Raw genomic sequence first — 26,221 nt, forward strand, 5'->3', positions numbered from 1 at the left:
CAGCAGGGCGCCGCGTCCGCGACGCCGCCCGGCTGGGCGCGCGACATCGTGCGCGACGCCGAGCGCCGGATGCCGGCCGCCGCGGCTGCCCGCGCGACCGAAACGAGCACCGCGAAGCCCGGCGAGCGCACGCGCCTGTCGGCCGACGCCGCCGCCGCGGTGGCCGACGCGGTGAACGCGCGAATCGAGCAGATCGTCACCGGCACGGTGATGAACGAGCTCGGCGCGATGCGCGGGATGATGGAAGAGCAGTTCGACAGCCTGATGTGGCACGACCGGCAGCGCCGCAGCCCGGTGCACGGCGCGCTGGGCAAGCACCTGTTCTCGGCCGGTTTCTCCGCGCAACTGGTGCGCATGCTGGTCGACAACCTGCCTTCCGGCGACGGCGCTCAGACCTTCGAGCAGGCGGCCGAGTGGGCGCAGTCGGTGCTCGCGGCGAACCTGCCGGTGCTCGAAAACGAGGATGCGCTGATGGAGCGCGGCGGCGTGTTCGCGCTGATGGGGCCGACCGGCGTCGGCAAGACCACGACGACCGCGAAGCTCGCCGCGCGCTGCGTGATGCGCTTCGGCGCAAGCAAGGTCGCGCTGCTGACCACCGACAGCTACCGGATCGGCGGCCACGAGCAGCTGCGCATCTTCGGCAAGATTCTCGGCGTGCCCGTGCACGCGGTGAAGGACGCGGGCGATCTCGAACTCGCGCTGTCCGAGCTGCGCAACAAGCACATCGTGCTGATCGACACGATCGGCATGAGCCAGCGCGACCGTGCGCTGTCCGACCAGATCGCGATGCTGCATGGTGCGAACGCGCCGGTGCAGCGCCTGCTGCTGCTCAACGCGACGAGCCACGGCGACACGCTCAACGAGGTCGTCCAGGCGTACCGCAGCGCGGCCGAGTATCCCGATCTCGCCGGCTGCATCCTGACCAAGCTCGACGAGGCGACACATCTCGGCGGCGTGCTCGACACGGTGATCCGCTACAAGCTGCCGGTTCACTACGTGTCGACCGGCCAGAAGGTGCCGGAGAACCTGTACGTCGCGTCGACCCGGTTCCTGCTGAAAAGCGCGTTCTGTGTGCCGCGCGACGGCTCGCCCTTCGTGCCGCAAGACGAGGACATGCCGACGCTGCTCTCCGCACTGACCGCACGTTCCACCGCCGAGCTGCACGAGGTGCGATTTGGATAAACGGATCATCGACCAGGCCGAAGGGCTGCGGCGCCTGCTCGCCGGGCGCGCGTCGCGCATCGTCGCGGTGACGGGCGGGCCGACCGGCGTCGGCTGCACGTCGACCGTCGTCAACGTCGCGGCCGCGCTGACCGCGCTCGGCAAGGACGTGCTCGTCGTCGACGAGCGCGCTGACGTGCAATCGGCCGCGGCGACGCTCGGCGGCGCGTGGCTGCGCGACGGCGAGCGCACGCGGGTGGCGGCCGGCTTCGGGCTGTGCGCGGCTGCGCGGCTTGCACGCGACGGCTACAGCGACACGCAGTTGAGCGACTTCATCGACGGGCAGGCCGACATCGTGCTGGTCGACGCGCAACTCGGCGCGGACGGCGGGTTCTCGGCGCTCGCGCGCGAGGCGCACGACGTGCTGATCGTCACGCGCGTCGCCGCGCAGGCGATCACCGAGGCGTATGCGTGCATGAAGCGCCTGCATTTTGCGCACGCGATCGCGCAGTTCCGCGTGCTGACCAACCACGTCGGCAGTCACGCGGATGCGAAGACCGCGTTCGACAATCTCGCGGGCGTCGCGAGCCGCTACCTGACGGTGTCGATTGACGACGCCGGCTGCGTGAGCGCCGATCCGCTCGTCGAGCATGCGCGCGACCTGATGCATACCGCGGTCGACGCGTTTCCGTCGTCGTCGGCCGCGCGCGATTACCGGCAGATTGCCGCCGACCTGCTGTACTGGCCGATGCGCCCGGGCCCGGGCGCCGGCCGCGCCGTCCATGCGGGCGGCAAGCCGTCTTACGAGGCGGGTGCGGCGCACGCCGCGTGAGCGCCACCGGAAGGAGAGAGCCATGATGTACAACGCTCAGGGAAAGATGACCCAGGCCGACGTGCTCGCCCAATACGCGCCGCTCGTGCGGCGTCTCGGGCTGCAGCTCGTCGCGAAGATGCCGGCGAGCGTCGACCTCGACGACCTGATCCAGGCCGGCATGATCGGCCTGATGGACGCGGCCGGCCGCTACAAGGAAGACCAGGGCGCGCAGTTCGAGACCTACGCGACGCAGCGCATCCGCGGCGCGATGCTCGACGAGCTGCGCAGCAACGACTGGCTGCCGCGCAGCCTGCGCAAGACGTCGCGCGAGGTCGAGTACGCGGTGCACCAGGTCGAGCAGCAGCTCGGCCGTTCGGCGAGCGAGGCCGAGATCGCCGAGCATCTGAAGATGCCGCTCGACGAATACCAGGGGATGCTGCAGGACCTGCACGGCAGCCAGCTGATCTACTACGAGGATTTCGATCGCGCGGCCGACGACGAGCCGTTTCTCGACCGCTACCGCGTCGATCACGCCGATCCGTTGTCGGCGCTGCTCGACGAGCATCTGCGCGAGGCGCTCGTCGAGGCGATCGACCGGCTGCCCGAGCGCGAGAAACTGCTGATGTCGCTGTACTACGAGCGCGGGCTGAACCTGCGCGAGATCGGCGCGGTGCTCGAGGTCAGCGAGTCGCGCGTGTGCCAGCTGCACAGCCAGGCGGTCGCGCGTCTGCGCGCGCGGCTGCGCGAACAGGCGTGGGTCGGCGCGGAGAACTGACCCCTTCATCGCCTCCCACGCGCGCCGACGCCGCGCGTGGTGCGCGCGGCGCACAATTCCCGCGCCGATTTGCTACAATCCCACCCGTTTTCCGAGGAGCGTTGCGACGGACCATCTGCGTCCGCCAGGCTCGGAGAGCTTCACCAAGCAGCCGTGCGGCGAGATGCGCGCCGGCCCCGCTTCCTGAACGGCGCTCACGTCACCAATTTCTAGAACTTTTTTAGAAAGGAGGGCGTGATGAACGCCATTATCGATTCCAAGGTTTCCAACGATTACGTCGTCGCCGACATGGCGCTTGCAGGCTGGGGCCGCAAGGAGCTGAACATCGCCGAGACCGAAATGCCGGGCCTCGTGCAGATCCGCGACGAATACAAGGCGCAGCAGCCGCTGAAGGGCGCGCGCATCGCCGGTTCGCTGCACATGACGATCCAGACCGGCGTGCTGATCGAGACGCTGAAGGCGCTCGGCGCGGACGTGCGCTGGGCATCGTGCAACATCTTCTCGACGCAGGACCACGCCGCTGCCGCGATCGTCGAAGCCGGCACGCCGGTGTTCGCGTTCAAGGGCGAGTCGCTCGACGAATACTGGGAGTTCTCGCACCGCATCTTCGAATGGCCGAACGGCGAATTCGCGAACATGATCCTGGACGACGGCGGCGACGCAACGCTGCTGCTGATTCTCGGCTCGAAGGCCGAGAAGGACCGTTCGGTGATCGCGAAGCCGACCAACGAAGAAGAAGTCGCGCTGTACAAGTCGATCGCGAAGCACCTCGACATCGACGCGAACTGGTATTCGAAGCGCCTCGCGCACATCAAGGGCGTGACCGAGGAAACCACGACCGGCGTGCACCGCCTGTACCAGATGGAAAAGGACGGCCGCCTGCCGTTCCCGGCGTTCAACGTGAACGACTCGGTCACGAAATCGAAGTTCGACAACCTGTACGGCTGCCGCGAGTCGCTCGTCGACGGCATCAAGCGCGCGACCGACGTGATGATCGCGGGCAAGGTTGCGGTCGTCGCCGGCTACGGCGACGTGGGCAAGGGCTGCGCGCAATCGCTGCGCGGCCTCGGCGCGACCGTGTGGGTCACCGAAATCGATCCGATCTGCGCGCTGCAGGCGGCAATGGAAGGCTACCGCGTCGTGACGATGGAATATGCGGCCGACAAGGCCGACATCTTCGTGACGGCGACCGGCAACTACCACGTGATCAACCACGATCACATGAAGGCGATGCGCCACAACGCGATCGTCTGCAACATCGGTCACTTCGATTCGGAAATCGACGTCGCGTCGACCCGCCAGTACCAGTGGGAAAACATCAAGCCGCAGGTCGACCACATCATCTTCCCGGACGGCAAGCGCATCATCCTGCTGGCGGAAGGCCGCCTCGTGAACCTCGGCTGCGCGACGGGCCACCCGTCGTTCGTGATGTCGAACTCGTTCGCGAACCAGACGCTCGCGCAGATCGAACTCTTCACGCGCGGCGACCAGTACGAGAACAAGGTGTACGTGCTGCCGAAGCATCTCGATGAAAAGGTTGCGCGCTTGCACCTCGCGCGCATCGGCGCGAACCTGTCCGTGCTGTCCGACGAGCAGGCCGCGTACATCGGCGTGCAGAAGGACGGCCCGTTCAAGCCGAACCACTACCGCTACTGATGCGCCGCCGCCGTGCCGCGCGTGCCAGCGTCGGGCGCGCGGGATGGCGGCACCGTGCCGGATCGCCGGCCGCCGCGTCGCGCCCGCGGGCACGCGCCGTGGCCGGCGGCGACCGAACGCATTGACCGACCAGATCGACAACCGAACCGGAGCCCTCCATGAGCGTCATTCTCACCTGGGTCATCAACGCCCTCGCGCTGCTGATCATCACGTACCTCGTGCCGTCGATCCACATCAAGAGCTTCGGCACCGCGCTGATCATCGCGGTCGTGCTCGGCCTGATCAACACGGTGATCCGTCCGGTGCTGATCCTGCTGACGCTGCCCGTCACGATCGTCACGCTCGGCGTATTCATCCTCGTCGTGAACGCGCTGTGTTTCTGGTTCGCGTCGTCGCTGCTGAAGGGTTTCGAGGTGTCCGGTTTCTGGTCCGCGTTCTTCGGTTCGATCCTGTACAGCATCGTGTCGTGGCTGCTGTCCGCGCTGATCTTCGGGCAGCGCGACATCGGCTGACGGCCGGGCCCACTCTTGCGAATCATGAAACCGATCGAACTTTCGTTTGAATTCTTCCCGCCGAAGACGGCGGAGGGCGTCGAGAAGCTGCGGGCCACGCGCGCGCAGCTGCTGCCGCTGAAGCCGAAATTCGTCTCCGTGACGTTCGGCGCCGGCGGCTCGACGCAGCAAGGCACGCTCGACACCGTGCTCGACATGCAGAAGGACGGCCTCGAGGCCGCGCCGCACCTGTCGTGCATCGGCTCGTCGCGCGACAGCCTGCGTGCGATCCTCGACCAGTACCGCTCGCACGGGATCCGGCACATCGTCGCGCTGCGCGGCGATCTGCCGTCGGGGATGGGCGAGGTCGGCGAGCTGCGCTACGCGTCCGAGCTCGTCAGCTTCATCCGCGCGCAGCATGGCGACTGGTTCCACATCGAAGTCGCAGGCTATCCCGAGTACCACCCGCAATCGCGTTCGCCGAAAGCCGATCTCGAGAACTTCGCGCGCAAGGTGAAAGCCGGCGCGAATTCCGCGATCACGCAGTACTTTTTCAATGCGGACGCGTATTTCCGCTTCGTCGACGATGCGCGCAAGCTCGGCGTCGACGTGCCGATCGTGCCGGGCATCATGCCGATCACGAACTTCTCGCAGCTGATGCGCTTTTCCGACATGTGCGGCGCGGAAGTGCCGCGCTGGGTCGCGCGCCGGCTCGAGAGCTTCGGCGACGATCGCGACGCGATCCGCGCGTTCGGCGCGGACGTCGTTACGAGCCTGTGCCAGCGCCTGATCGACGCGGGCGTGCCGGGGCTGCATTTCTACACGCTGAATGCGGCGTCCGCGACGCGGACCATCTGCGAACGGCTGTCGATGTAAGCGCCGCCACGCGGTTGCATGCGCGAAAGCCCCGCCGGCGGCAAACCGGCGGGGTTTTTTTTCGCCGTCGCGCCGCCGGCGCTTGCGTCAGCGTTGCGCCTGCATCAGCGGCGGCCGCCGGTCGAACCACGGCCGCGCCTGCTCGAGCTGGCGCGCGAGCTTCAGCAGCAGCACATCGTCGGCGTGCCGTGCAACGAACTGCACGCCGATCGGCAGCCCGCGCGCGTTCCAGTAGAGCGGCACCGACATCGCCGGCTGGCCCGTCAGATTGAACAGCTCGGTGCAGCCGGCCCACATGAACGCCTTCTCCGACGTTCGCGCGAGCATTTCCCGCAGCAGCGGCTTCACCGGCAGCGCGGCGAGGAATTTCATCTGCGCGGCTTCGAGTGCGGTCGGCTGCAGCTCGCCGATCTTTACCGGCGGCCCTGCCAGCGTCGCGCACAGGATCGCGTCGTAACGCGACACGAGCCCGGCGACCTGCACCGTGAGCTGACGCTGCCATTCGAGCACGTCCGCGAGCCGCGCGCGGGCGACACGCCGGCCGACCACCGCCATCGCCCACGTCGCCGGCTCGAATTCCGCGCGCTTCGGTGTGCGTCCGGTCAGCGCGCGCGCACCGAGCACCATCTCCTCGGCGATCGTCGCCCACAGCATGAGAAAGGTCTCCGCCGTGCGCGCACGGTCGATGTGCAGCGTCGCCGGTTCGACGTGATGGCCGAGCGATTCGGCCAGCGCGGCGGCATCGTCGAGCGCGGCGCGCGTGTCGTCGTCGAGTGCCGGCGCGAGCATCGGATCGGTGACGAGGCCGATCCGCAGCGGCCCCGGCGGCGTGTCCAGCGCGCCGAGAAAGGTGCCGGGCGCGCCGGGCGGCAGCGTCTGGCCGGTCGTCACGTCGAGCAGCAGCGCGCTGTCGCGCACGCTGCGCGACACCGCATGCTGGACCACGAGTTCGCCGTTCGAAGGCAGGTCGGCCAGTAACGGATTGCGGCTCGGCTTCAGCCCGAACAGCCCGCAGCACGACGCGGGGATCCGGATCGAGCCGCCGCCGTCGGACGCATGCGCGAGCGGCACGATGCCGGCCGCGACGGCCGCGGCCGCGCCGCCGCTCGAGCCGCCGGGCGTGTGATCGAGATTCCACGGATTGCGGCACGCGCCGAACAGCTCGGGTTCGGTGTACGGCATCTGGCCGATTTCCGACGTGTTGGTCTTGCCGAACAAGTTGAGGCCGGCCGCGCGGCTGCGCGCAATCAGCGCGGAGTCGTCGGCGGGAACGAAGTAGCGGTAGTGCCGGCTGCCCATCGACAGCGGCAGCCCGGCGACGGCCGCACCGAGATCCTTGACGAGATACGGGACGCCCGCGAGCGGCGCGTCGGGGGCGGTGGTGCTCGCCGATTCCGCGCGCTTGCGTGCGGCGTCGTAGTCCTGCAGCACGATCGCGTTGACCGCGCCGTTTACCGCTTCGGCCTGCCCGATCGCGGCGTCGAGCAGTTCGCGCGGGCTCGCCTTGCGCTCGCGCACGAGTGCGGCAAGACCGATTGCGTCGTGCGCGAGATAGTCCGAATGCATCGCTGTCACCCCCGTTGTGACCCGTGGCGATGATGGGAGGATAACGCGGACCCGGCGTGCCGGACCCGCGGCCGGCTGCCTTTACAGGTGTTCGGCGAGGAACGTCAGCGTGCGGCCGTGCGCGAGTGCCGACGCGCGCTGGTGGTACGACGCGCGGTCCGTGCAGTTGAAGCCGTGCTCGGCGCCCGGATACAGGTGGAACGATGCGTTGCCGCGGTTCGCGAACGCGCCCTTCACCTTCTCGACCGCGTCGAGCGGAATGCCGTGGTCGTTCTCCGCGTAGTGAAACTGGATCGGCTGCGTGATCTTGGCGGCGAGGTCGAGCGCGTTCTGGATACCGCCGCCGTAATAGGCGACCGCTGCATCGACGTGGCCCGCCGCCGCTGCGCGGTACGCGAGCTGACCGCCGAAGCAGTAGCCGATCGCCGCGACCTTGCCGGCGACGTCGGCGCGCGCGCGCAGCACGTCGGCGGCCGCGCCGATGTCCGCCACCGCAAGGCCGACGTCGGTCTTCTTCATCAGCTCGATGCCCTTGTCGCGATCGGCGCCTTCGTAGGTCAGCTCGACGCGCGGCTGCGTGCGCCAGAACACGTCCGGCGCGAGCGCGACGAAGCCGTCGGCCGCGTATTGGTCGGCGACCGCGCGGATGTGCGAGTTCACGCCGAAGATCTCCTGGATGATGATGACTGCGGGGCCGTTGCCGCGCTTGGGCAGTGCGAGATAGCCACCGAAGCTGTCGTTACCGGTCGGGATGTCGATCCATTGGGCTGTCACGTTTGAACTCCTGGCGAACGGGCGCGCGCCGCGCGCGCCGCGGATGGTGAAAAAGGCGGCCTAGTGTGCCACCAATCCCGGGGCGCTGCAGCCGCGTGCAACGTCGGCACCGCGGTCGGTCACGATGGGCCGGACCGGGTTCTCGCGCAGCGATCGTTTCGATCTCGATTATTCATTTTTCGGCGGCGCGCCGCTTCGATAGAGTCGACGTGTCGGCTTTTACAAAGCGCTTTCGCGCATCGCCATCGAAGGATCCGCCATGTCCGCCCGTTCGCTTTCCACACCCTTTTCAGAACGCTTCGGCCTGCGCGTGCCGCTCGTGCAGGCGCCGATGGTCGGCGCGGGCACGGCCGCGATGGCCGCGGCCGCGTCCAATGCCGGCGCGCTCGGCAGCCTCGGCGCCGGCGCGTTCACGCCGGACCGTCTCGAAACCGAAGTCGCCGCGATTCGCGCGGCCACCGCGCGCCCGTTCGCCGTCAACCTGTTCGTGTTGCCCGACGCCGCCGCGCCCGACGCGGCCACCGTCGCACGTGCGCTCGCCGCGATCGATCCGCTGAACGCGGCGCTCGGGCTGCCGCCCGGCACCGCGCCGGCGCGCTACGCGCCGGACTTTCGCGCGCAGCTCGATACGCTCGTCGCGTTGCGCGTGCCGGTGGCCAGCTTCACGTTCGGTGTGCTCGATGCGGCCGACGTCGCGCGGCTGAAGGCTGCCGGCACCTACGTGATCGGCACCGCGACGCATGTCGCCGAAGGGCTCGCGTGGCGGGACGCCGGTGCGGACGCGATTTCCGCGCAGGGCGCCGAAGCCGGCGGCCATCGCGGCACCTTCATCGGCGCGGCCGAGGACGCGCTCATCGGCACGCTTGCGCTCGTCCCGCAACTCGTCGACGCGACCGGCCTGCCCGTGCTCGCCGCCGGCGGCATCATGGACGGCCGCGGGATTGCGGCCGCGCTCGCGCTCGGCGCGCAGGCCGCGCAACTCGGCACCGCGTTCCTTGCGTGCGCGGAAAGCGCGATCGCGGCGGACTGGAAGGCCCGCGTCGTCGCCAGCACGGATACGTCGACGCAGGTCACGCGCGCAATCACCGGGCGGCATGCGCGCGGCTTGCGCAACACGCTGATGACGCGGCTCGGCGAACGCGCCGCCGACGTCGCGCCGTATCCGGTGCAGAACGCGCTGACACAACCGCTGCGCCAGGCCGCGGCGCGGGCGAACGACGGCGACTACCTGTCGCTGTGGGCCGGCCAGGGCGCGCCGCTGACCCGGCGGCGCGCTGCGTCGCTGACCACGTCGCAGCTCGTGGACGCGCTCGACACCGAGTGGCGCGCGGCGGCTGCGTGAACGGCGCGCATCCGGGCCCGAACCGCGCGTGCTGTCACGCGCGTTTCATTCAACGATCACGTGCACAAAATACCGAAGCGAAATGACGCGCGAATGCTTTAAATCAACCTGTTGCGTGCACCTTCGTGATTAGCGGAAACCCTTATCCGGCGGGCCTTGCAACGATATTCGAGTAGTCATTCCAGAACGGGCGTATCGGTAGTGTTACCACTACCCCAAAAAAGTCCCACAAATTAATTTGATCACCTACACTTGCGCGCAAGTACGGGCGGGCGGCTGCTAAAAGCGGTTGTTTCCCACGTGCTTGAGGCCAAGTGCATGAAGGATGCAACCGGCGAATCGTCCAGTGAATGCAAACACAGGGATGGCAGCGGGGCACCGGGCGATGGCGTTTATTGGGACCGAAACTGGAGACTTACATGAATATCAAGATGCAAAAGCTGTTGCCGATCACCGCAGCGGCGATGCTGTGTGCAGCAGCTGCAAGCAACGCGTCCGCCGATCAAGTCGTCAAGATCGGCCACGTCGCGCCGTTGACGGGCGGCATTGCACACCTGGGCAAGGACAACGAAAACGGCGCGCGTCTCGCAGTCGAGGAAATCAACGCGAAGGGTCTCACGATCGGCGGCCAGAAGATCACGCTGCAACTCGACCCGCAAGATGACGCGGCCGACCCGCGGCAGGCGACGCAGGTTGCGCAGAAGCTCGTCGACGACAAGGTCGTCGCGGTTGTCGGCCACCTGAACTCGGGCACGTCGATCCCGGCATCGAAGATCTACAGCGATGCGGGCATCGTGCAGATCTCGCCGTCGGCAACCAACCCGGCTTACACGCAGCAAGGCTTCAAGACCACGTACCGCGTGGTCGCGACCGATGCGCAGCAGGGCCCGGCACTCGCCGACTACGCGCATTCGAAGGGCATCAAGAGCGTCGCCGTGGTCGACGATTCGACCGCTTACGGCCAGGGTCTCGCGAACGAGTTCGAGAAGAAGGCGAAGGCGCTCGGCCTGAAGGTGATGTCGCACGACGCGACCAACGACAAGGCGGTCGACTTCCGCGCGATTCTGACCAAGATCAAGGGCGAGAACCCGGACGCGATCATGTACGGCGGCATGGACGCCACCGGCGGCCCGTTCGCGAAACAGGCGAAGCAGCTCGGCCTGCGCGCGAAGATCTTCGCGGGCGACGGCGTGTGCACGGAGAAGCTGGCCGACCTGGCCGGCGACGCGACCGACAACATCGTGTGCTCGGAAGCCGGTGCTTCGCTCGAGAAGATGCCGGGCGGCGCGGCGTTCAAGGCCAAGTACGAGAAGCGCTTCGGCCAGCCGATCCAGATCTACGCACCGTTCACGTATGACGCCGTGTACATCATCGCCGACGCGATGAAGCGCGCGAACTCGACGGACCCGGCGAAGATCCTCGCGGCGATGCCGGCGACGAAGTACACGGGCGTGATCGGCACGACGACCTTCGACTCGAAGGGCGACCTGCAGCACGGCGTGATCTCGCTCTACAACTACAAGAGCGGCAAGAAGACGCTGCTCGACGAAGTGAAGATGTAAGCTGACGAGCGGTCGACAGAAGGGGTGAAGGCGCGCCCGCGGCAACGCGGGCGCGCCTTTCTTCTTGTGCGGCCGGGCGCCGGCGGCGGGATCGCCGCGATCAGATCTTCAGGTGCGCGAGTACCCTCGGCGCGACTGCCGCGACGAGTGCCGCGCACAGCGCGACGACGGACAGCCCCACCGTCAGGCCGGCGCTTTGCGCGACGCCGCCGATCACCACCGGACCGAACAGCAGTCCGAAATACGCGAGCCCGGCCACGTGCGCGAGGCCTTCGGCCGCGTGAATGCCCTTCACGCGCGCGGCGGCGGCGAACAGTACGGGCATCATGTTCGCGAGGCCGAGGCCCATCAGCGTGAAGCCGGCGAGAACCACCACCGCGTTCGGCAGCAGCAGCGCGCCGATCATGCCCGCGCATGCAAGCGACGCGCTCGCGAACACGAGCTGCGGCGCGCCGAAGCGTGCGCGCACCGCGTCGCCCGCGAACCGCGCGATCGCCATTCCGCCGGAGAATGCCGCGTACGCGGCGCTCGCCAGTGCAGGGCTCGCCGCGACGACGTCGCGCATGTAGACCGTTGCCCAGTCGTACATCGCACCTTCGGCGATCAACGCGATCAGCGCGATTCCGCCGAGCATCCACAGCGCGGCCGAGCGCCAGCGATTGCCGCCGCCGTGCCCGTGTTCTTGATGCGGGACGTGCGGCAGCACGGCCGGGCTCGCCGCGAGCAGCACCGCCGCGTTGAGCGCGGCTGCGAGCGCGAGATGCACGGCCGGCGCCATGCCGGCCGACAGCAGCGCGCCGCCGGCGGCCGCCCCCGACATCCCGCCGATGCTGAACATACCGTGCAGCGACGACATGATCGGCTTGCCGAGCGCGAGCTCGACCGCGCTTGCCTCGGCGTTCATCGCGACGTCGAGCGTCGCCATCGAGAAACCGAACAGCGCGAGCACGGCGAGCAGCATCCAGTAGTCGGACACGACGAGGATCAGCGCCGCGCACGCGGACATCACCAGCCCGCCGGCGACGCACGCGGTGCGCGAGCCGACCCGCGCGATCCAGCGCGCGATCGTCAGCATCGCGGCGATCGAGCCGCCCGCGACCGCAAACAGCGCGATCGACAGCAGCCCGGGGCTCAGCGCGAACTTGTCGCGCACGGTGGGCACGTGCACGCCCCACGATGCGTACATCATGCCGGCGACGAAGAACAGCGCCATTGTCGCGGTGCGGGCACGCTGGCGGACCGGCAGCGCCAGCGCGCGATGCGCGTCGGGCGGTGCGGCGAAGTCGGACGAGGATCGGGACGAAGATTCGGACACGGAACGCTCTTCAATGAAAGTTTGTGCGGGCGCGCCGCGCCCATCGGATTCGTCCGATTCTATCGAACCGCTTACGGTCTTGCCGGCGCGTCGGCCGTCCGGCCGGTCGTGAGCGCCGGCGGATCGCGCGCGCTGCGCATCGGCCATCCGGCCAATACGCAGCAGCGCCGTACCGCGGGTAACATCGATGCGCAGGCGGCATGCCCGCAGTCGTTGCGATGCCTGCTTGTCGCCGCCATCGACTGACCGACCGCAGGAGTGACCTTGAACATCGATCCCGACCTTGCCCTGCATCTGCTGCACCGTTGCGCGCTCGGCACGCTCGCGACCCATGCGCGCGAACCGCAAGGCTTTCCGTATCCGACGGTGGTGCCGTTCGCACCCGACGCGACGCATCGGCCGGTGATCCTCGTGAGCGGGCTCGCCGAACACACGCGCAACCTCGCCGCCGATCCGCGCGCGGGCTTCCTGATCGTCGATGCACCGGATGGCGACGTACTGAATGCGGAGCGCGCGACGCTCGTCGGCCGTTTCGCGCCGCTGGCCGCCGATCCGCATGTCGCCGCGCGCTATACGCGTTACGAACCGGACGCGGCGCGCTATCTCGCACTCGGCGATTTCGCGTTCTGGGCGCTCGACATCGAGCGGCTGCGCTATATCGGCGGGTTCGGCCGGATGGGCTGGGTCGACGGCACGGCACTCGATACGCTGCCGCCGCTCGGATTCGACGACGAACAGGCGCTGTGGGCCGCGTACGAGGCCAGCGATGCGCGCCGCGACGGACTCGAACTGCTCGGCGTCGATCGCCACGGCGCCGACTGGCGCTGCGATGGCCGTCGCGTACGCACGCCGTTCGACCCGGTGCCGGGCGACACCGGCGCGCTGCGCGAGCGAGTGCTTGCGGCCGCGCTGAATGTGACGTGACGCCGCAGGCGGCCATCGCCTGTTCAGCGCGATGCCGCAGCGCGATTTTCGCGAACTTGTCGCGACATGAAAGCTTTGATTTTCGCGGATGCAGGGTAATTGCGTATGTTGATAGGGCGAATACCGGATCGGTAATGTCCTAATCTCTATGCAACAGCGTAAAAATTTGAGAAAAGGCCGTGACCGGTCAAAATGACATGCGTGAATTGCAATTGGGCTCGGGATTTTCGTGAATCCCGGCTTCTATCAAATCTTTTTTGTGCTAATCTCTGCCTTCGAAAATCCGAGGCACAAATATTCCATGAATGGCGAGCCGGCCGCAGACCGGTGCCATTGATCATATCGAAAGGGAAACTATGTCTTCTTACAAGGACCTGCTGGCCCAGCGGGAGAAGCTGGAGAAGCAAATCGAAGAAGCAAAGTCGCGCGAATACGCGGAAGTGCTGAATGACGTGAAGCAGAAGATTGCCGACTACGGCTTTTCGCTCGCCGAACTCGGCCTCAGCCGCGCGAAGGCAGGCAAGGTCGGTCGCCCGCGCGCTGGCGTGGCGGCAAAATACCGCGATCCGGAAACGGGCGCGACGTGGTCCGGCCGTGGCAAGCCGCCGCGCTGGATCGCCGGCAAGAACCGCGATCAGTTTGCGATTTAAACGTTCGTTTAAGTCGTCGCCTCAGAAAAGCCGCGTGTCCGTGCAGGAACGCGGCTTTTGTATTTGCGGCCGTGGAACATCCGCGCGCTGTCACGGAAATGTCAGATTGTGGGCGTGAATGAAAATGCGACCCGTTCGCATAAGCGATTGATTTAAATGGAAAATTTGGGGTTATCGGAATGCCTCAAGGGCTGCGTTTGGTAGAATTCCGTATCCCAACCGTTATCTCGTATTTCATGTCTACGTTTTCTGGCGACGCGCAAAGCGCGGATAAGCACGCGGTCGCACGCAAGAGCACGTTCGTCAGTATCGTGCTGAATGTCGTGCTTGCGACGTTTCAGATCGCTGTAGGCGTGGTTGCGCATTCGCAGGCGTTGATTGCCGACGGCGTCCATTCGATTTCCGATTTGATCTCGGATTTTGTCGTACTGGTTGCGAATCGCCATAGCGGCGCTTCGCCGGATGCCGATCACAATTACGGCCACAGCCGCTACGAGACGGTCGCGTCGCTGTTTCTCGGCGCGATCCTGATCGCGGTCGGCATCGGCATGCTGTGGCGCGCCGGAGACCGGCTCGTCAATCTCGAAAGCATTCCTGCCGTCCATTTTTCCGCGCTGATCGTCGCGCTGACGGTGCTCGTGTCGAAAGAGGCGCTGTTCCGCTACATGCTGCGCGAGGCGCGCCGCGTGCGCTCCGCGATGCTCGTCGCGAACGCATGGCACGCGCGCTCGGACGCCGCGTCGTCGCTCGTCGTCGCGATCGGCATCGTCGGCAGTCTGGCCGGCGTGCGGCTGCTCGACCCGATCGCCGCGGCCATCGTCGGCTTCATGGTCGCGCGCATGGGCTGGACGTTCGGCTATGACGCGCTGCAGGATCTGTCGGATCGGGCGCTCGATGCGACCGCGTCGGCCGAAATCCGCGCGTTGCTCGTCGCGACGCCGGGCGTGCGCGACGTGCACGACCTGCGCACGCGCAAAATGGGCGACGCGGCGCTCGTCGACGCGCACATCCTCGTCGATCCGATGATTTCGGTATCGGAAGGTCACTACATCGCCGAAACGGCGCGGGCGCGCGTGCTGAACGATCCGCGCGTGCTCGACGCGCTGATTCACGTCGACCCGGAGAACGACGCCGCGCGCCGCCCGGCGCTTGCGCTGCCGCCGCGCGACGAGATCGCGGCGCGGCTCGAGGCCGCGCTCGCGCAGCGCGGCCTGCATCCGGCCGCGATCAACCTCCACTACTTGAGCACGGGCCTCGAGATCGACGTGACGCTCGACGCCGGCGCGGGCGACGGCGATACGGCGCTGGCCGGCCGGCTCGATACCGACACGCTGATGCGCCAGTTCGGCGCGCGCCGGATCGGCTTCACGCGCGCGCTCAGCGCGCAGGCATGAACGTACGCGCCGCACGAACGCGGCGCGGCGTTACAGCGGCAGTTGCGTGTCGAACTTGATTTCGCGCAGCACGACGCTCGTGCGCACCTGCGACACGGCCGGGATCTTGAAGATCCGTTCGTGCAGGAACACGTCGTAAGCCTTGATGTCGGGTGCGACGATCTTCAGGATGTAATCGGCTTCGCCCGTCGTGCTGTAGCACTCGGTGACTTCCGGGCAGGTCGCGATCTCGCGTTCGAACTGCTCGACGCCGCCTTCGTTGTGGCGAGTCAGGTGCACGTGCGCGAGCGCGCACACGTGCAGGCCGAGCTTCTCGCGATCGAGCAGCGCGGTGTAGCGCTGGATCACGCCGGACTGTTCCATGTCCTTGATGCGGCGCCAGCACGGCGTGCTGGACAAGCCGACCTGGTCGGAGATTTCCTGCACGGACCGGCGCGCGTCGAGCTGCAACAGGCGAAGGATTTTTTGCGAAAAGGAATCGAGCGTCACCTGCGCCTCCATGCGGCAGCTACAACACGCTGAATGTTAGAGGGCCGGGAAAGGAAAGGCAATCTGGCGGCGTGCCGGTGAGCGAGATTCGCTAATTTGCGCGCGGATCCGTGGGGTTTTGTCCCGCGCCCGCCTGTTCCGACCGGTCGGTGTCGGATACCGCGAGGCCGGCGAGCGCCGCCTGCTGACGGCGCAGGTCGGCAAGCATGTTGCAGAACAGCGCGCCTTGCTCGATCGCGTCGTCGAGCGCGACGTGCGTGTGCGGATGATCGTCGAACCAGTGTTTCGGAAAGCGTGGCTTGATCGCCTTGCGGTACGGCAGGCCCGTCATCGCGAACGCAAGCGTCTTGATGTCGAGCGCCGACCACGAGAACGGGCAGCGTCCGGCGAAGCGCATCATGTACCAGAACATGAACGTGAAGTCGAAGCCGGCCGGCATCGCGACGAACACCGGCTTGCCCGGCAGCGCCTCGACCCATTCGACGTACGCGACGAGCGCCGCCTCCGGCGCCTGCAGGTCGCGCCGGCACGCGGCCCACGCGTCCGGTTCCGTCTTCCACCACGCTTCCTGCACCGGATGGGCGCTGGCGCCCGGCAGCGTTTCGAGGTTCGCCGAGAACGTCGCGATCAGTTGCTTGTCCTCGGTATAGGCGGCCGATGCGAAGCTCAGCATCGAGTGCGGGCCGGGAATCGGGCCGTCGGCCTCGACGTCGGTGCTGACGTAGATTTCGGGGATGGCGGTCTGGTTCATCCGAACACCTTGTCCGACACGAACGGGTTCGTGCGGCGCTCGTCGCCGAACGTCGACACGGGGCCGTGGCCGGGCACGAACGTGACGTCATCGCCGAGCGGCCACAGCTTCTCCTTGATCGAACGCACGAGATCCGCATGGTTGCCGCGCGGGAAGTCGGTGCGGCCGATCGAGCCGGCGAACAGCACGTCGCCGACGATCGCGACGCGATGCGCGCGGCTGAAGAACACCACGTGGCCGGGCGTGTGGCCCGGGCAGTGATAGACCTCGAGCGTCTCGTCGCCGAACTTCACGGTGTCGCCGTCGTTCAGCCAGTGGTCGGGCTCGAACGTCTCGGCGGCGGGAAAGCCGAAGCGCTGGCTCTGCATCGGCAGTTGCTCGATCCAGAAGCGCTCGTCTTCCTGCGGCCCGACGATCGGCACGCCGTAGTGCGTCGCGAGCGCCTTCGCGCCCGCGCAGTGATCGACGTGGCCGTGCGTGAGCAGCACCTTCTCGACCTGCACGTTCTGGCGCGCGATCTCCTGTTCGATTCGTTCGATGTCGCCGCCGGGATCGACGACGGCAGCGCGGCCGGTCTTTTCGCAGACGAGCAGCGAACAGTTCTGCTGGAACGGCGTGACCGGGATGAGCGTGACTTTCATGGAAGCACCGGCGGCTAAAAGGACCGATTGTACCGGTCGTGCGCGCGGGCTGCCGCGCGTGAGACGCAGCGCCCGCGGGCATCTGCGGGCAATCCCGGAGCATCCGGATTGTTGCTGCCATAGAGAGAATCAATGGTCCGACGCGGCCACTTCGGGAGACAACGTTTTGATTTATGTATAATGCCGCCCATTGCGCGTGAATTTCACGCAATTCGCTGGTGTTTCGGCCCCGTTAAAGGAGGGGCGCGGGAGCACCGTCAAGCATCGACCGCCGGGGAGTCCGGCGGTGTATCCAGCACCGAGCGTTCGGTGCTCACGTCTTGTCCGGCCGGGTGCTGCGCGCCCGCTTGCGGCCTTGCTGCCGCGCCGCCGGATGAGGCCTGTGCCGCCGTTCCTGTGCGTTGGCTGTACGCGACGCGCGCGAACGTGAAAGCCATGTTCGATGGCGGCATGTGGGGTCTGGTCAGGCTGCCGGGGACAGGTTGCGCCAGACGTGAAAACTAATCAGGACGGTTGCGGCACAAACGAAAGCCGCGCCCATGCTAGCCGCCTGCTCGCATCCGAGCGGGGCGTGCACGCATTTGCCGTCCGGGCCGCGTTATCTGCGTCGTTGAGCAGCGTTGTATCGGTGCGGCCCGAACCAGAAGGCGACACGTCGATGAATTTTCGATTTCCGACTCGATTCGGGACCATTGCATTATTTTTTGCGCTGACGGGCTGTGCGGTGCCATCCAGCCAGACCACCGGCAGCGCCAGCCAGAAGAGCGCGGTCAACAAGACGACCGCTGCCGCGAAAGCGGATGACGACAAGCAGCCGCTGAGTTTCGACTCCGCGCTGGCATCGATGCCGGCTACCGACAGCACCGACGCGAAGAAGTCGTCGCTGGCGGACGCCGAGCCGATCGACGGCAAGGACGTGTCCGACTTCCGCCAGACGGGCCGGGCATCGTGGTACGGCCGGGATTTCCACGGTCGCCGCACCGCGAATGGCGAGCGTTTCAACATGAACGCGCTGACGGCCGCGCATCGCACGCTGCCGCTGTCTTCGTACATCAAGGTGACGAATGCGTCGACCGGCAAGTGGGTCGTCGTGAAGGTCAACGATCGTGGGCCGTTCAAGCGCGGCCGCGTGCTCGACCTGTCGTATGCGGCGGCGAAGATGATCGGCCTCGTGCATGCGGGCACCGGTCGCGTGAAGATCGAAGGGCTGTCGCCGCAAGAAGCGCGCGAGGCGCGCGACGAGATGTTCGCGTCGCTGTCGTCGAAGTAACCGAACTCACGCGGCGATTCGCGCCGCGCGTTGCAAAAGGGCTGCCTTCCGGCAGCCCTTTTGCGTTTCCGCCCGCCGGGCGGTGCCGCCCGTGCTCGCGTCCGTCAGCCTTCCTTCAGCGCGAGCGCGCGCGCATACAGCGCGTTGCGCGACGCGCCCGTCAGCGCGGCCGCGAGCTTGGCCGCGCTCTTCACCGGGACTTCTTCCAACAACAACTTGAGCAGCGCGTCGTGCGCGGTGTCGTCGGCTTCGCCGCCGCCGGCCGGCGCGCCTTCGACGACCAGCACGAATTCGCCGCGCTGCCGGTTCGCGTCGCCGTCGAGCCAGATCTGTCCTTCGGCCAGGGTGCCCTGGAACAGTTGCTCGTGTAGCTTGGTGAGCTCGCGCGCGATCAGCAGCCGGCGCGCGGGGCCGAATGCTGCGGCAAGCGCGGCGACGGTTTCGGCGATCCGGTGCGGCGCCTCGTAGAACACCAGTGCGTACGGGTGCTGCACGAGCGCCTGCAGCGCGCTCGCGCGCTGCTTCGCCTTCGGCGGCAGGAAGCCCGCGAACGTGAACGCGCCGGCCCAGTCGCCGGCCACGCTGAGCGCGGTCACCGCCGCGCTTGCGCCGGGCAGCGGAACCACCGCGAAGCCGGCCGCGCGCACCGCGTCGACGAGCCGCGCGCCCGGGTCCGAAATGCCGGGCGTGCCGGCGTCCGACACGTACGCGACGCGTTCGCCCGCGCGCAACAGCTCGATCACGCGCAGCGCGGCTTCGCGCTCGTTGTGCTCGTGCACGGCAACGAGCGGTTTCGAGATCCCGTAGCGGGCGAGCAGCTGGCCCGTGTTGCGGGTGTCTTCGGCAGCGATCCGGTCGGCGAGGCCGAGCACGTGCAGCGCGCGCAGCGTGATGTCGGCGGTGTTGCCGATCGGCGTCGCGACCACGTAGAGCGCGGCTTCCGGGTAGTGCTGCGTTTGCGCGAGTTCGAGGAGGGCAGTCATGGCAGGCAATGCGCGCAAGAGCGGCGCAAGCGGAACAAGGACGGCATTGTGCCACGCGGTGGCGCGCGCGCCGGGTGACGGAAGCGAGTTGCCGCGCGGCGGCGGCAACTTTTCGGGCACGGCGCGATCCAGATCGGTGGGCGCGACGTTCGAACAGCGCGCGCGGCGGTTCCTGGAGCGCCGCGGTCTCGCGTTCGTCGCGGCGAACGTGACCGTGCGCGCTGGCGAGCTGGATCTCGTGATGCGGGCGCCCGACGGCACGCTCGTGTTCGTCGAGGTCCGTGCGCGGCGCAGCACCCGGCACGGCGGCGCGGCGGCGAGCGTCGGCTGGCGCAAGCGCCGGCGCGTGATCGCGGCCGCGCTTCATTTCTGGGCGCGGCACGGCGCGGGTGCCGCGTGCCGTTTCGACGTCGTCGCGTTCGAGGCCGGCCGGCTCGAGTGGCTGCGCGATGCATTTCGTGCCGATGACGCATAGCCGCGAGCTGTGACGAGATGTAAAGAGTTCTTGCCGTACCCCCGGAGCGCGCGCCGGAGTGCGGTAAACTCGCCGCACCCATGACGTTGCGCGCGGGGTGCCCACGCGCCCAGTTCACCAGGAATCGATGTCAGTCGAACGTATTCAGCAACATTTCCGCGACAGCGCCGCGCTTCACGCCGAAGCGGCCGATGCGCTGTCGCTGCCGATCGCGGCCGCGGTCGACGCAATGTTCGCCGCGCTGGCGAACGGCAACAAGATCGTCGCGTGCGGCGACGGCCCGTCGGCCGCCGCCGCGCACTACCTCGCCGTGTCGCTCGTCGGCGGCTTCGAGCGCGAGCGTCCGGGCCTGCCCGCGATCGCGCTGGCTACCGATGCGTCGCAGGGCGGCCTCACCGGAGCGGCGGCCGCGGATCAGCTGTTCGCGCAGCAGGTGCGCGTGCTCGGGCAGACGGGCGACATCCTGCTGGTGCTCGATGCGAGCGGCGCGTCGCCGCGCGTGCTGGCCGCGATCGACGAAGCGCACGAGCGCGAGATGACCGTCGTCGCGTTGACGGGCGGCGATGGCCATGCCGTTGCGGCCGCGCTGTCCGATACCGATATTCCGATCAGCGTGCCCGCCTCGCGCGCGGCACGCGTCCACGAAGTCCATCTGCTGACCATCCACTGCCTGTGCGACGGCATCGACGCGATGCTGCTGGGTGAGGATTGAACGAAGGAGAGCCGTCGATGAATCAAAGCCGCGTCAAACAGACGCTCGTCAGAACCACGTTGCTCGCCGCGCTGACGGCCGGCGTCGCGATGTCGCTGCAGGGCTGCGTGCTCGGCGTGCTCGGTGCGGCGGCCGGCGGCGGCGCGCTGATTGCGACCGATCGCCGCACGCTCGGCGCGCAGACCGAGGATCGCGAGATCCAGGTGAAGGCGCTCACGCAGATCAACAACGGGCTGCCGGACCAGTCGCACGTGAACGTGACCGTGTTCAATCGCCGCGTGCTGTTGACGGGCGAAGTGCCGAACGACGCGTCGAAGCAGCGCGCCGAGGAAATCGTGCGCGGCATCAACAACGTGAACGGGATCGTCAACGAGCTGTCGGTCGAGCCGGCGTCGTCGCTGTCGTCGCGCGCGAACGACTCGTACCTCGAAGGGCGTGTGAAGTCCGAGTTCATCGCGACGAAGGGGCTGTCGGCTAACTACTACAAGGTTGTCAGTGAGCGCGGCAACATTTATCTGATGGGCCTCGTGACCGTCGACGAAGGCAATCGCGGCGCGGATGCCGCAAGCCAGGTGCCGGGCGTCGAGAAGGTCGTGAAGGTGTTCCAGTACATCCAGCCGCAGGAAGCACAGGCGTTGCAGGCTGCATCGCCTGGCAGCGCATCGGGCGCGCAGTCCGCTGCCGCGCCGGCGGATGCCGCGACCGTCGGCGCGGTGCCCGATGCGTCGGTCCAGTCGGCGCCGTTGCAACCGCCGGCGCCGATCTCGAATTCGTCGAGCGTGCATCCGGGGAACCCGAAGGCGAAGCCGCAATGAAGCCGATGCCAAACAAGATCGCGCAATGGGGCGCGCGCGCCGCCGCGGTTGCGGCGCTCGCGGCCGGTTCGCTCGGGGCCGCGCATGCGGACGTCGGCGATGGCCTGAAGGTCGCGCGCAGCAACGCATGCATGGGTTGTCACGCAGTGGATCGCAAGCTGGTCGGCCCGTCGTTCAAGGACATCGCCGCCCGCTACAAGTCGGATCCGCAGGCCGTCGCGAAACTGTCGAAGAAAGTGAAGGAAGGCGGCTCCGGCGTGTGGGGGGCGATTCCAATGCCCGCGCATCCGCGGATGAGCGACGCCGATGTGCGTTCCGTGGTCGAATGGGTGCTGGCCGGCGCACCGTCGAAGTGACGCGTCAGGGGGATGGAACCCCTATTGCCAAGCCGGGAAATGCATGTGTATGATGGTCGACTGTTGGGGCGGTAGCTCAGCTGGGAGAGCGTCGCGTTCGCAATGCGAAGGTCGGGAGTTCGATCCTCCTCCGCTCCACCAACAGATTATCTAGACGAATCCGGATGTATCCATAAACCCCGCAGCCAGTAAGGATCGCGGGGTTTTTTCTTGCCTATAATATCCATCGGAGACCGTTTGAATCCGCCGACGAGTGGGGGCAACGTTGGGGATAACTCACCTGCCCCCGCAAGCACTTGCCCCCAGGAGGCGTGACATGCCCCTCACCGATGCAGAGATCCGGAAGGCCAAACCCGGCGAGAAGCCGATCCGCCTGTTCGACGGTGGCGGCCTGTATCTGGAAATCTCGACCGCGGGCGGCAAGTGGTGGCGCTTGAAGTACCGCTTCGGCGGAAAGGAAAAGCGCATCTCCTTGGGCGTCTACCCTGACGTCGGATTAAAAGACGCTCGGGACCGCCGGGATGAGGCCAGGAAACTCTTGGCAAAAGGCGTGGATCCGGGGGAAGCCAAGAAGGCGAAAAGGGCGGCGAGTCTGGAGCGGGCTGCCAACTCGTTCGAAGTGATCGCCCGCGAGTGGTTCGCCAAATACGCACCCGGTTGGGCCGCCAGCCACGCCGATAAGATCATTCAGCGGCTAGAACGGGACGTCTTCCCTTGGCTCGGTGGACGCCCCATTGCCGACATTGCCGCGCCCGAGCTGTTGACTGTGGTGCGCCGCATCGAGGAGCGCGGCGCACATGACACGGCTCACCGGGCACTGCAAAACTGCGGGCAAGTGTTCCGTTATGCCGTGGCGACGGGCCGGGCGCAACGCGATCCTTCCGGCGACCTACGAGGCGCGCTCCCGCCACTCAAGCACGAACACTACGCCGCCATCACTGATCCCATTCGGGTTGGCGAGTTGCTGCGTGCGATCGACGGGTTCCAGGGCACCTTCATTGTCAAGTGCGCCTTGATGTTGGCCCCGATGCTGTTTGTCCGTCCCGGTGAATTGCGTTTGGCGGAATGGTCGGGGTTTAACCTCGATAAAGCGGAATGGCGCTATTTGGTGACCAAGACCAAGACGGAGCAGCTCGTTCCGTTGTCCAACCAAGCCGTGGCGATTCTGCGCGAGCTGTGCGACCTGACGGGGCAGCGCCAGCACGTCTTCCCAGGGCGAGATCCCCGGAAGCCCATGAGCGAGGCGGCGATCAATGCTGCTTTGCGACGTATGGGATATGACACTAAAACTGAGATTACTGGCCACGGCTTCCGGGCAATGGCACGTACCATTCTGCATGAGGAACTGCACTTTAGGCCGGAAGTGATCGAGCACCAATTAGCTCATCGGGTACCGGACACCTTAGGCACGGCCTACAACCGGACGAAGTTCCTAAAAGAACGCCGGATGATGATGCAAAAATGGGCAGACTATCTGGACCACGTAAAACAAGGGGCACAAGTAATACCTCTTCCCGTGCAAGTTGACCCTTAAGCGAACGGTGGGCGTCGAGCCGCGATGTGTATCGCGCGGTGCAAAGACCTTCATGGAGTGCACGTGGTGGGAGGTTCAAATCCTCTCGCCCCGACCAGGATATAAGGCCCGGAAACCCGCGCCAGTATTGGAAATGCCAATGCTGACAAGGGTTTCCGGGCTTTGTCTTTTCCGGGATGGGTCAATAGGGTGTGTCAATCCGCCGTGTAAAATGCGGAGATGCCCGACATGCCTACGCCCACACCTTCCGGGGTCTATCTGCGCCCTGGCTCCACGGTCTATCAGCTACGCATCGGCGTACCCAAGGACCTACAGAATTACTTCAGAGACCCAAAGACCGGCAAGCCCAAGGCGGACGCCTACCGGGCGAGTCTTCGCACGTCCAACCGCGAGGAAGCCATCACGCGGGCGCTGAAGCTGATAGCCGATTATCGGGAGCGGTTCGCAGCCATGCGGGCCAAGGCCGCCCCCGCGCCGTTTGTTGCGCTCACACCGGCCCTAGTCGCGTACATTGCAGGCGAGACGCGCCGGTTGGTCCTACAGGCCGATGAGAACGCAATGTTCTACTCCGACGATACGGAGCAGCGGGACCTAGCGCGGTCCGCTTTCGCAGTGGCACGGCGGCAGAGCCTGGAGGTTTTGCAGGGCGGCGACCTGGAGATAGCGCAGCAGTACGCCGAGCGGATCCGCAAGGATGCTGTATTGCCCGAAGGGGCGCTGGAGGGGTCGCACAAGTTCCGCCATTGGCTCAGGTCTACCTTGGCAGAGAAGCACGTAGGTGAAGCTACGATGGATTCGATTACCGGCCACACGGCGCAGGGCTCTAGCGGTCGTAAGACCTACACGGCGGCATCGAGCCTTACGACCATGCGCGAGGCGCTGGACCGCATCAACTGGCCCAGGGTGTCGCAGTAATCGGCAAGGGCGTCGCTTCATCCTCCCTTCAAGACGTATTCATCGCAGCCGATCATGCCCTTCAGAATCAATTGGTGTTCGCGACAGTACGCGATTCGGTCCGCACGAATTGATGCGAACAACTTGGCGTCTTCGCGTGAATATGACTGTTCGTAACGGCGGTATGCCTCGTCTTCGGCAAACCGGATTTGCTGATATGTCTGCCTCACGTTTTCCGTTGCGCTATATACGCTAACGACGCTTACAGTGAGTACGCTACCGAGTGCGACTCCAAGTACGATTTTTTTCATTCCGCTCTATCTATTGGCTAGACCCACGCGTACTTCATGTAATGCCCTCGTAAGCCGAGGGACTCGTAGTGAGCCACGTGAAAGCGCAGTAGTCAAGGGGATACCCCATCCTCATTTCCCGCTCAAAAATCTCTGACAAGGTGTCCCCGGCCACGCGAGCCCAATCCCCCCATAGGCCCCGGCGAGACGCCCAGGCGGCATGGGGGAATCCTGGGATGCACGGGCGGGGCGCGGGCCGACCATAATCTACTTGCGCTTAACTGCCTCTCCCGCCGCATACGTCACTGCGAGGGCGTAGACAGCTAAAGCGGCAGTCGGTAGCCAAGACGGGCCGTGGAAATGCGCCAGTAGTGACGTACCGCCTTGCAACCAGCAAACACTTCCTCCGACCAAGCACAACCAACGGATAAATCGGGCTGATTTACCGGGCGAAGTTTCTGTATCTAGTGAGGCCGCAGTCACGGATTGCATGACGAGATATGCGGCGAGCAACGCGGTGGCTCCAGCGAACCAACTAGCCGCCCGTGTTTGCGCTGCGTCCAAATGCTCGACCGCCCCAAGCGAAATCAGGGCCGCCACGGCAGCACCTAACGCAGCAGTCACTACCTTGTTGTTCATTTGGGTCTCCTCGAATACCGCTTCATTGTAATGGCGTTCTCGGGCGTATCACTCGCAAGTGTGTTCAAAACCGATCGAATTAGAACATGACTTGGAGCTATGTTCAGAATATAGGGCTTGCGTGTTTTGAACATACGGTATATTCTGCACACTCCTTTTTGAACATAACTGGAGCCGTCACGTGAGCCGCACCTTCGCCTATCTCCGAGTCTCGACCGCCGACCAGGACACCGCCAACCAGGCGCGAGAGATTGAAGCGAGTGGCTTCGCCGTTGAAGCTCACCGGATGGTCTCGGAGACTATCAGCGGCTCCACGCCCGCCATGAGCCGTCCCGCGTTCGCCAAGCTCCTGGAGCGCATAGAGCACGGGGACGTCCTGGTTGTCACCAAGATTGACCGCCTGGGCCGCGATGCGCTGGACATTCGCGCCACGGTGGACCGCCTGGCCGAGGGTGGCATTCGTGTGCATTGCCTGGCCCTGGGCGGCGCAGATCTCACCTCCGCAGCGGGCAAGATGGTAATGACCGTGATTGGCGCGATGGCCGAGTTCGAACGCGACCTCATCATCGAGCGCACGAATGCGGGCCTGGCGAAAGCGAAGGCCGCAGGGGTCCGTCTGGGCCGCAAGCCGTCCGAGGTGCATAGCGACGCCGAGGAAATCAGGGCGGAGATTGCCGAGGGTAAGAGCGTCGCGCAGATTGCGAAAGAGCGCGGCGTATCGCGCATGACCATCATGCGGATTCGTGACGCCCAGACCGCATAAAGCGAGTCGCTGACAATAACTTACTGGATTGAAAGCTACGGGAAGGCTTGGCACACTCCGGCTTCCGATCACATCAAACCCTGGAGCTGAGCATGTCGCATCCCATCCCCGCCCCCGTCGTGTCGATTCTCAACCGCGCAGCGAATAGCGCCGCCGTCGCCTTGCGTCGCGAAGGCATCGCGTGTTGATGTCCACGCAGAACTGACCCACCTGAGGCTGTAGTTTTCATCGAATTTTGACCCACGTGATTGAATGCCCTGCTCAATCTTTGAGCAGGGGATACAGAGGTGATCACGGTGGGCATATTGG

The 26,221-nt window shown here is 66.2% G+C and carries 28 protein-coding genes, 1 tRNA gene and 1 riboswitch; of the genes, 20 read left to right on the forward strand and 9 right to left on the reverse strand.

Features of this window, described 5'->3' with window-relative positions; translation table 11 throughout:
• From flhF to metF, 6 genes are all read left to right on the forward strand, one after another.
• Window positions 1-1,182, forward strand: a 1,182-nt coding sequence (gene flhF / locus KDW55_RS28380) for a flagellar biosynthesis protein FlhF (protein WP_212198136.1), incomplete at its 5' end; no start/stop codon positions are given.
• Window positions 1,175-1,993, forward strand: a complete 819-nt coding sequence (locus KDW55_RS28385; RefSeq protein ID WP_040142916.1) for a flagellar biosynthesis protein FlhG — start codon at window positions 1,175-1,177, stop codon at window positions 1,991-1,993. The genes flhF and KDW55_RS28385, both read left to right, overlap by 8 nt.
• 22 nt (window positions 1,994-2,015) lie before the next feature.
• The gene (locus KDW55_RS28390) at window positions 2,016-2,750 is read left to right on the forward strand and encodes an RNA polymerase sigma factor FliA (protein ID WP_040142918.1); all 735 of its coding nucleotides are present in this window, start codon (window positions 2,016-2,018) and stop codon (window positions 2,748-2,750) included.
• 87 nt (window positions 2,751-2,837) lie between these two features.
• Window positions 2,838-2,953: riboswitch (S-adenosyl-L-homocysteine riboswitch) on the forward strand.
• Window positions 2,954-2,987: 34 nt separating this feature from the next.
• Entirely contained in the window at window positions 2,988-4,406 is a 1,419-nt protein-coding gene (gene ahcY / locus KDW55_RS28395; protein WP_040142920.1) for an adenosylhomocysteinase, read from the forward strand.
• 158 nt (window positions 4,407-4,564) lie between these two features.
• On the forward strand, window positions 4,565-4,918 hold the full coding sequence (locus KDW55_RS28400; protein WP_006477367.1) for a phage holin family protein: 354 nt from the start codon (window positions 4,565-4,567) through the stop codon (window positions 4,916-4,918).
• Window positions 4,919-4,942: 24 nt separating this feature from the next.
• Window positions 4,943-5,773, forward strand: coding sequence for a methylenetetrahydrofolate reductase [NAD(P)H] (gene metF, locus KDW55_RS28405; protein WP_059548021.1), 831 nt, complete (start codon window positions 4,943-4,945; stop codon window positions 5,771-5,773).
• 87 nt (window positions 5,774-5,860) lie between these two features.
• Here metF and KDW55_RS28410 read toward each other — a convergent pair whose 3' ends face one another.
• Both KDW55_RS28410 and KDW55_RS28415 read right to left on the reverse strand, forming a co-directional pair.
• Window positions 5,861-7,339, reverse strand: a complete 1,479-nt coding sequence (locus KDW55_RS28410; protein ID WP_040142924.1) for an amidase family protein — start codon at window positions 7,337-7,339, stop codon at window positions 5,861-5,863.
• Between the two features lie 81 nt (window positions 7,340-7,420).
• On the reverse strand, window positions 7,421-8,113 hold the full coding sequence (locus tag KDW55_RS28415; RefSeq protein WP_212161841.1) for a dienelactone hydrolase family protein: 693 nt from the start codon (window positions 8,111-8,113) through the stop codon (window positions 7,421-7,423).
• Between the two features lie 259 nt (window positions 8,114-8,372).
• On the opposite strand from KDW55_RS28415, the gene KDW55_RS28420 reads away from it, so the two are divergent.
• Both KDW55_RS28420 and KDW55_RS28425 read left to right on the forward strand, forming a co-directional pair.
• Entirely contained in the window at window positions 8,373-9,455 is a 1,083-nt protein-coding gene (locus KDW55_RS28420; RefSeq protein ID WP_059548019.1) for a nitronate monooxygenase, read from the forward strand.
• Window positions 9,456-9,874: 419 nt separating this feature from the next.
• Window positions 9,875-11,017, forward strand: a complete 1,143-nt coding sequence (locus KDW55_RS28425; RefSeq protein WP_040142930.1) for a branched-chain amino acid ABC transporter substrate-binding protein — start codon at window positions 9,875-9,877, stop codon at window positions 11,015-11,017.
• Window positions 11,018-11,117: 100 nt separating this feature from the next.
• Here the strand turns inward: KDW55_RS28425 and KDW55_RS28430 are convergent, their stop codons facing one another.
• The gene (locus KDW55_RS28430; RefSeq protein ID WP_212161840.1) at window positions 11,118-12,332 is read right to left on the reverse strand and encodes an MFS transporter; all 1,215 of its coding nucleotides are present in this window, start codon (window positions 12,330-12,332) and stop codon (window positions 11,118-11,120) included.
• A gap of 264 nt (window positions 12,333-12,596) precedes the next feature.
• Here KDW55_RS28430 and KDW55_RS28435 point away from each other — a divergent pair, with 264 nt between their 5' ends.
• From KDW55_RS28435 to KDW55_RS28445, 3 genes are all read left to right on the forward strand, one after another.
• Window positions 12,597-13,256 carry a pyridoxamine 5'-phosphate oxidase family protein gene (locus tag KDW55_RS28435; protein ID WP_212161839.1) on the forward strand — a complete coding sequence of 220 codons (660 nt, stop codon included), beginning with the start codon at window positions 12,597-12,599 and terminating at the stop codon, window positions 13,254-13,256.
• Window positions 13,257-13,612: 356 nt separating this feature from the next.
• Window positions 13,613-13,906 (forward strand): H-NS histone family protein, encoded by a 294-nt coding sequence (locus tag KDW55_RS28440; protein ID WP_034209561.1) that lies wholly within the window; start codon window positions 13,613-13,615, stop codon window positions 13,904-13,906.
• Between the two features lie 236 nt (window positions 13,907-14,142).
• On the forward strand, window positions 14,143-15,300 hold the full coding sequence (locus tag KDW55_RS28445) for a cation diffusion facilitator family transporter (protein WP_040142938.1): 1,158 nt from the start codon (window positions 14,143-14,145) through the stop codon (window positions 15,298-15,300).
• Window positions 15,301-15,330: 30 nt separating this feature from the next.
• On the opposite strand, the gene KDW55_RS28450 is transcribed toward KDW55_RS28445, so the two are convergent.
• The 3 genes from KDW55_RS28450 to KDW55_RS28460 all read right to left on the reverse strand — a co-directional run bounded on the left by KDW55_RS28450 (window position 15,331) and on the right by KDW55_RS28460 (window position 17,181).
• Window positions 15,331-15,801, reverse strand: a complete 471-nt coding sequence (locus tag KDW55_RS28450) for an Lrp/AsnC family transcriptional regulator (protein ID WP_006477376.1) — start codon at window positions 15,799-15,801, stop codon at window positions 15,331-15,333.
• Window positions 15,802-15,880: 79 nt separating this feature from the next.
• Window positions 15,881-16,540, reverse strand: a complete 660-nt coding sequence (locus KDW55_RS28455; protein WP_059548011.1) for a hypothetical protein — start codon at window positions 16,538-16,540, stop codon at window positions 15,881-15,883.
• A complete protein-coding gene (locus KDW55_RS28460) occupies window positions 16,537-17,181 on the reverse strand; it encodes an MBL fold metallo-hydrolase (protein ID WP_040142942.1) in 645 nt (214 codons plus the stop codon). Before KDW55_RS28460 ends, KDW55_RS28455 begins: the two co-directional genes overlap by 4 nt.
• 658 nt (window positions 17,182-17,839) lie before the next feature.
• On the opposite strand from KDW55_RS28460, the gene KDW55_RS28465 reads away from it, so the two are divergent.
• Window positions 17,840-18,451: a septal ring lytic transglycosylase RlpA family protein gene (locus KDW55_RS28465; protein ID WP_069241905.1), complete on the forward strand. Its 612-nt coding sequence runs from the start codon at window positions 17,840-17,842 to the stop codon at window positions 18,449-18,451.
• Window positions 18,452-18,555: 104 nt separating this feature from the next.
• On the opposite strand, the gene rsmI is transcribed toward KDW55_RS28465, so the two are convergent.
• Complete coding sequence (gene rsmI, locus KDW55_RS28470; protein ID WP_059548008.1) at window positions 18,556-19,434, reverse strand: 16S rRNA (cytidine(1402)-2'-O)-methyltransferase; 879 nt, start codon at window positions 19,432-19,434, stop codon at window positions 18,556-18,558.
• Between rsmI and KDW55_RS28475 the strand changes: the two genes are divergently transcribed.
• The 7 genes from KDW55_RS28475 (at window position 19,433) to KDW55_RS28505 (ending at window position 24,241) form a co-directional block, all read left to right on the forward strand.
• Window positions 19,433-19,909: a YraN family protein gene (locus KDW55_RS28475; RefSeq protein ID WP_069240835.1), complete on the forward strand. Its 477-nt coding sequence runs from the start codon at window positions 19,433-19,435 to the stop codon at window positions 19,907-19,909. The two genes, rsmI and KDW55_RS28475, sit on opposite strands and share 2 nt — an antisense overlap.
• A gap of 127 nt (window positions 19,910-20,036) precedes the next feature.
• Window positions 20,037-20,621 carry an SIS domain-containing protein gene (locus KDW55_RS28480; protein WP_059691549.1) on the forward strand — a complete coding sequence of 195 codons (585 nt, stop codon included), beginning with the start codon at window positions 20,037-20,039 and terminating at the stop codon, window positions 20,619-20,621.
• A 17-nt stretch (window positions 20,622-20,638) separates the two neighbouring features.
• Window positions 20,639-21,436, forward strand: a complete 798-nt coding sequence (locus KDW55_RS28485) for a BON domain-containing protein (protein ID WP_209821294.1) — start codon at window positions 20,639-20,641, stop codon at window positions 21,434-21,436.
• Complete coding sequence (locus KDW55_RS28490; RefSeq protein WP_040142952.1) at window positions 21,433-21,792, forward strand: c-type cytochrome; 360 nt, start codon at window positions 21,433-21,435, stop codon at window positions 21,790-21,792. The genes KDW55_RS28485 and KDW55_RS28490 overlap by 4 nt, the downstream gene beginning before the upstream one ends.
• 65 nt (window positions 21,793-21,857) lie before the next feature.
• Window positions 21,858-21,933, forward strand: a tRNA-Ala gene (locus KDW55_RS28495).
• Between the two features lie 175 nt (window positions 21,934-22,108).
• Complete coding sequence (locus tag KDW55_RS28500) at window positions 22,109-23,326, forward strand: integrase arm-type DNA-binding domain-containing protein (RefSeq protein WP_212198137.1); 1,218 nt, start codon at window positions 22,109-22,111, stop codon at window positions 23,324-23,326.
• Window positions 23,327-23,554: 228 nt separating this feature from the next.
• Window positions 23,555-24,241: a DUF6538 domain-containing protein gene (locus KDW55_RS28505; RefSeq protein WP_212198138.1), complete on the forward strand. Its 687-nt coding sequence runs from the start codon at window positions 23,555-23,557 to the stop codon at window positions 24,239-24,241.
• A 536-nt stretch (window positions 24,242-24,777) separates the two neighbouring features.
• Here the strand turns inward: KDW55_RS28505 and KDW55_RS28510 are convergent.
• On the reverse strand, window positions 24,778-25,149 hold the full coding sequence (locus tag KDW55_RS28510; protein WP_212198139.1) for a hypothetical protein: 372 nt from the start codon (window positions 25,147-25,149) through the stop codon (window positions 24,778-24,780).
• A gap of 181 nt (window positions 25,150-25,330) precedes the next feature.
• Here KDW55_RS28510 and KDW55_RS28515 point away from each other — a divergent pair, with 181 nt between their 5' ends.
• A complete protein-coding gene (locus KDW55_RS28515) occupies window positions 25,331-25,912 on the forward strand; it encodes a recombinase family protein (protein ID WP_212198140.1) in 582 nt (193 codons plus the stop codon).
• Window positions 25,913-25,980: 68 nt separating this feature from the next.
• On the opposite strand, the gene KDW55_RS28520 is transcribed toward KDW55_RS28515, so the two are convergent.
• The coding region (locus tag KDW55_RS28520) for a hypothetical protein (RefSeq protein WP_212198141.1) at window positions 25,981-26,221 on the reverse strand (241 nt) is incomplete at its 5' end.

Source organism: Burkholderia sp. AU19243 (genome assembly GCF_018148075.1).
Classification (GTDB): Bacteria; Pseudomonadota; Gammaproteobacteria; order Burkholderiales; family Burkholderiaceae; genus Burkholderia; species Burkholderia latens_A.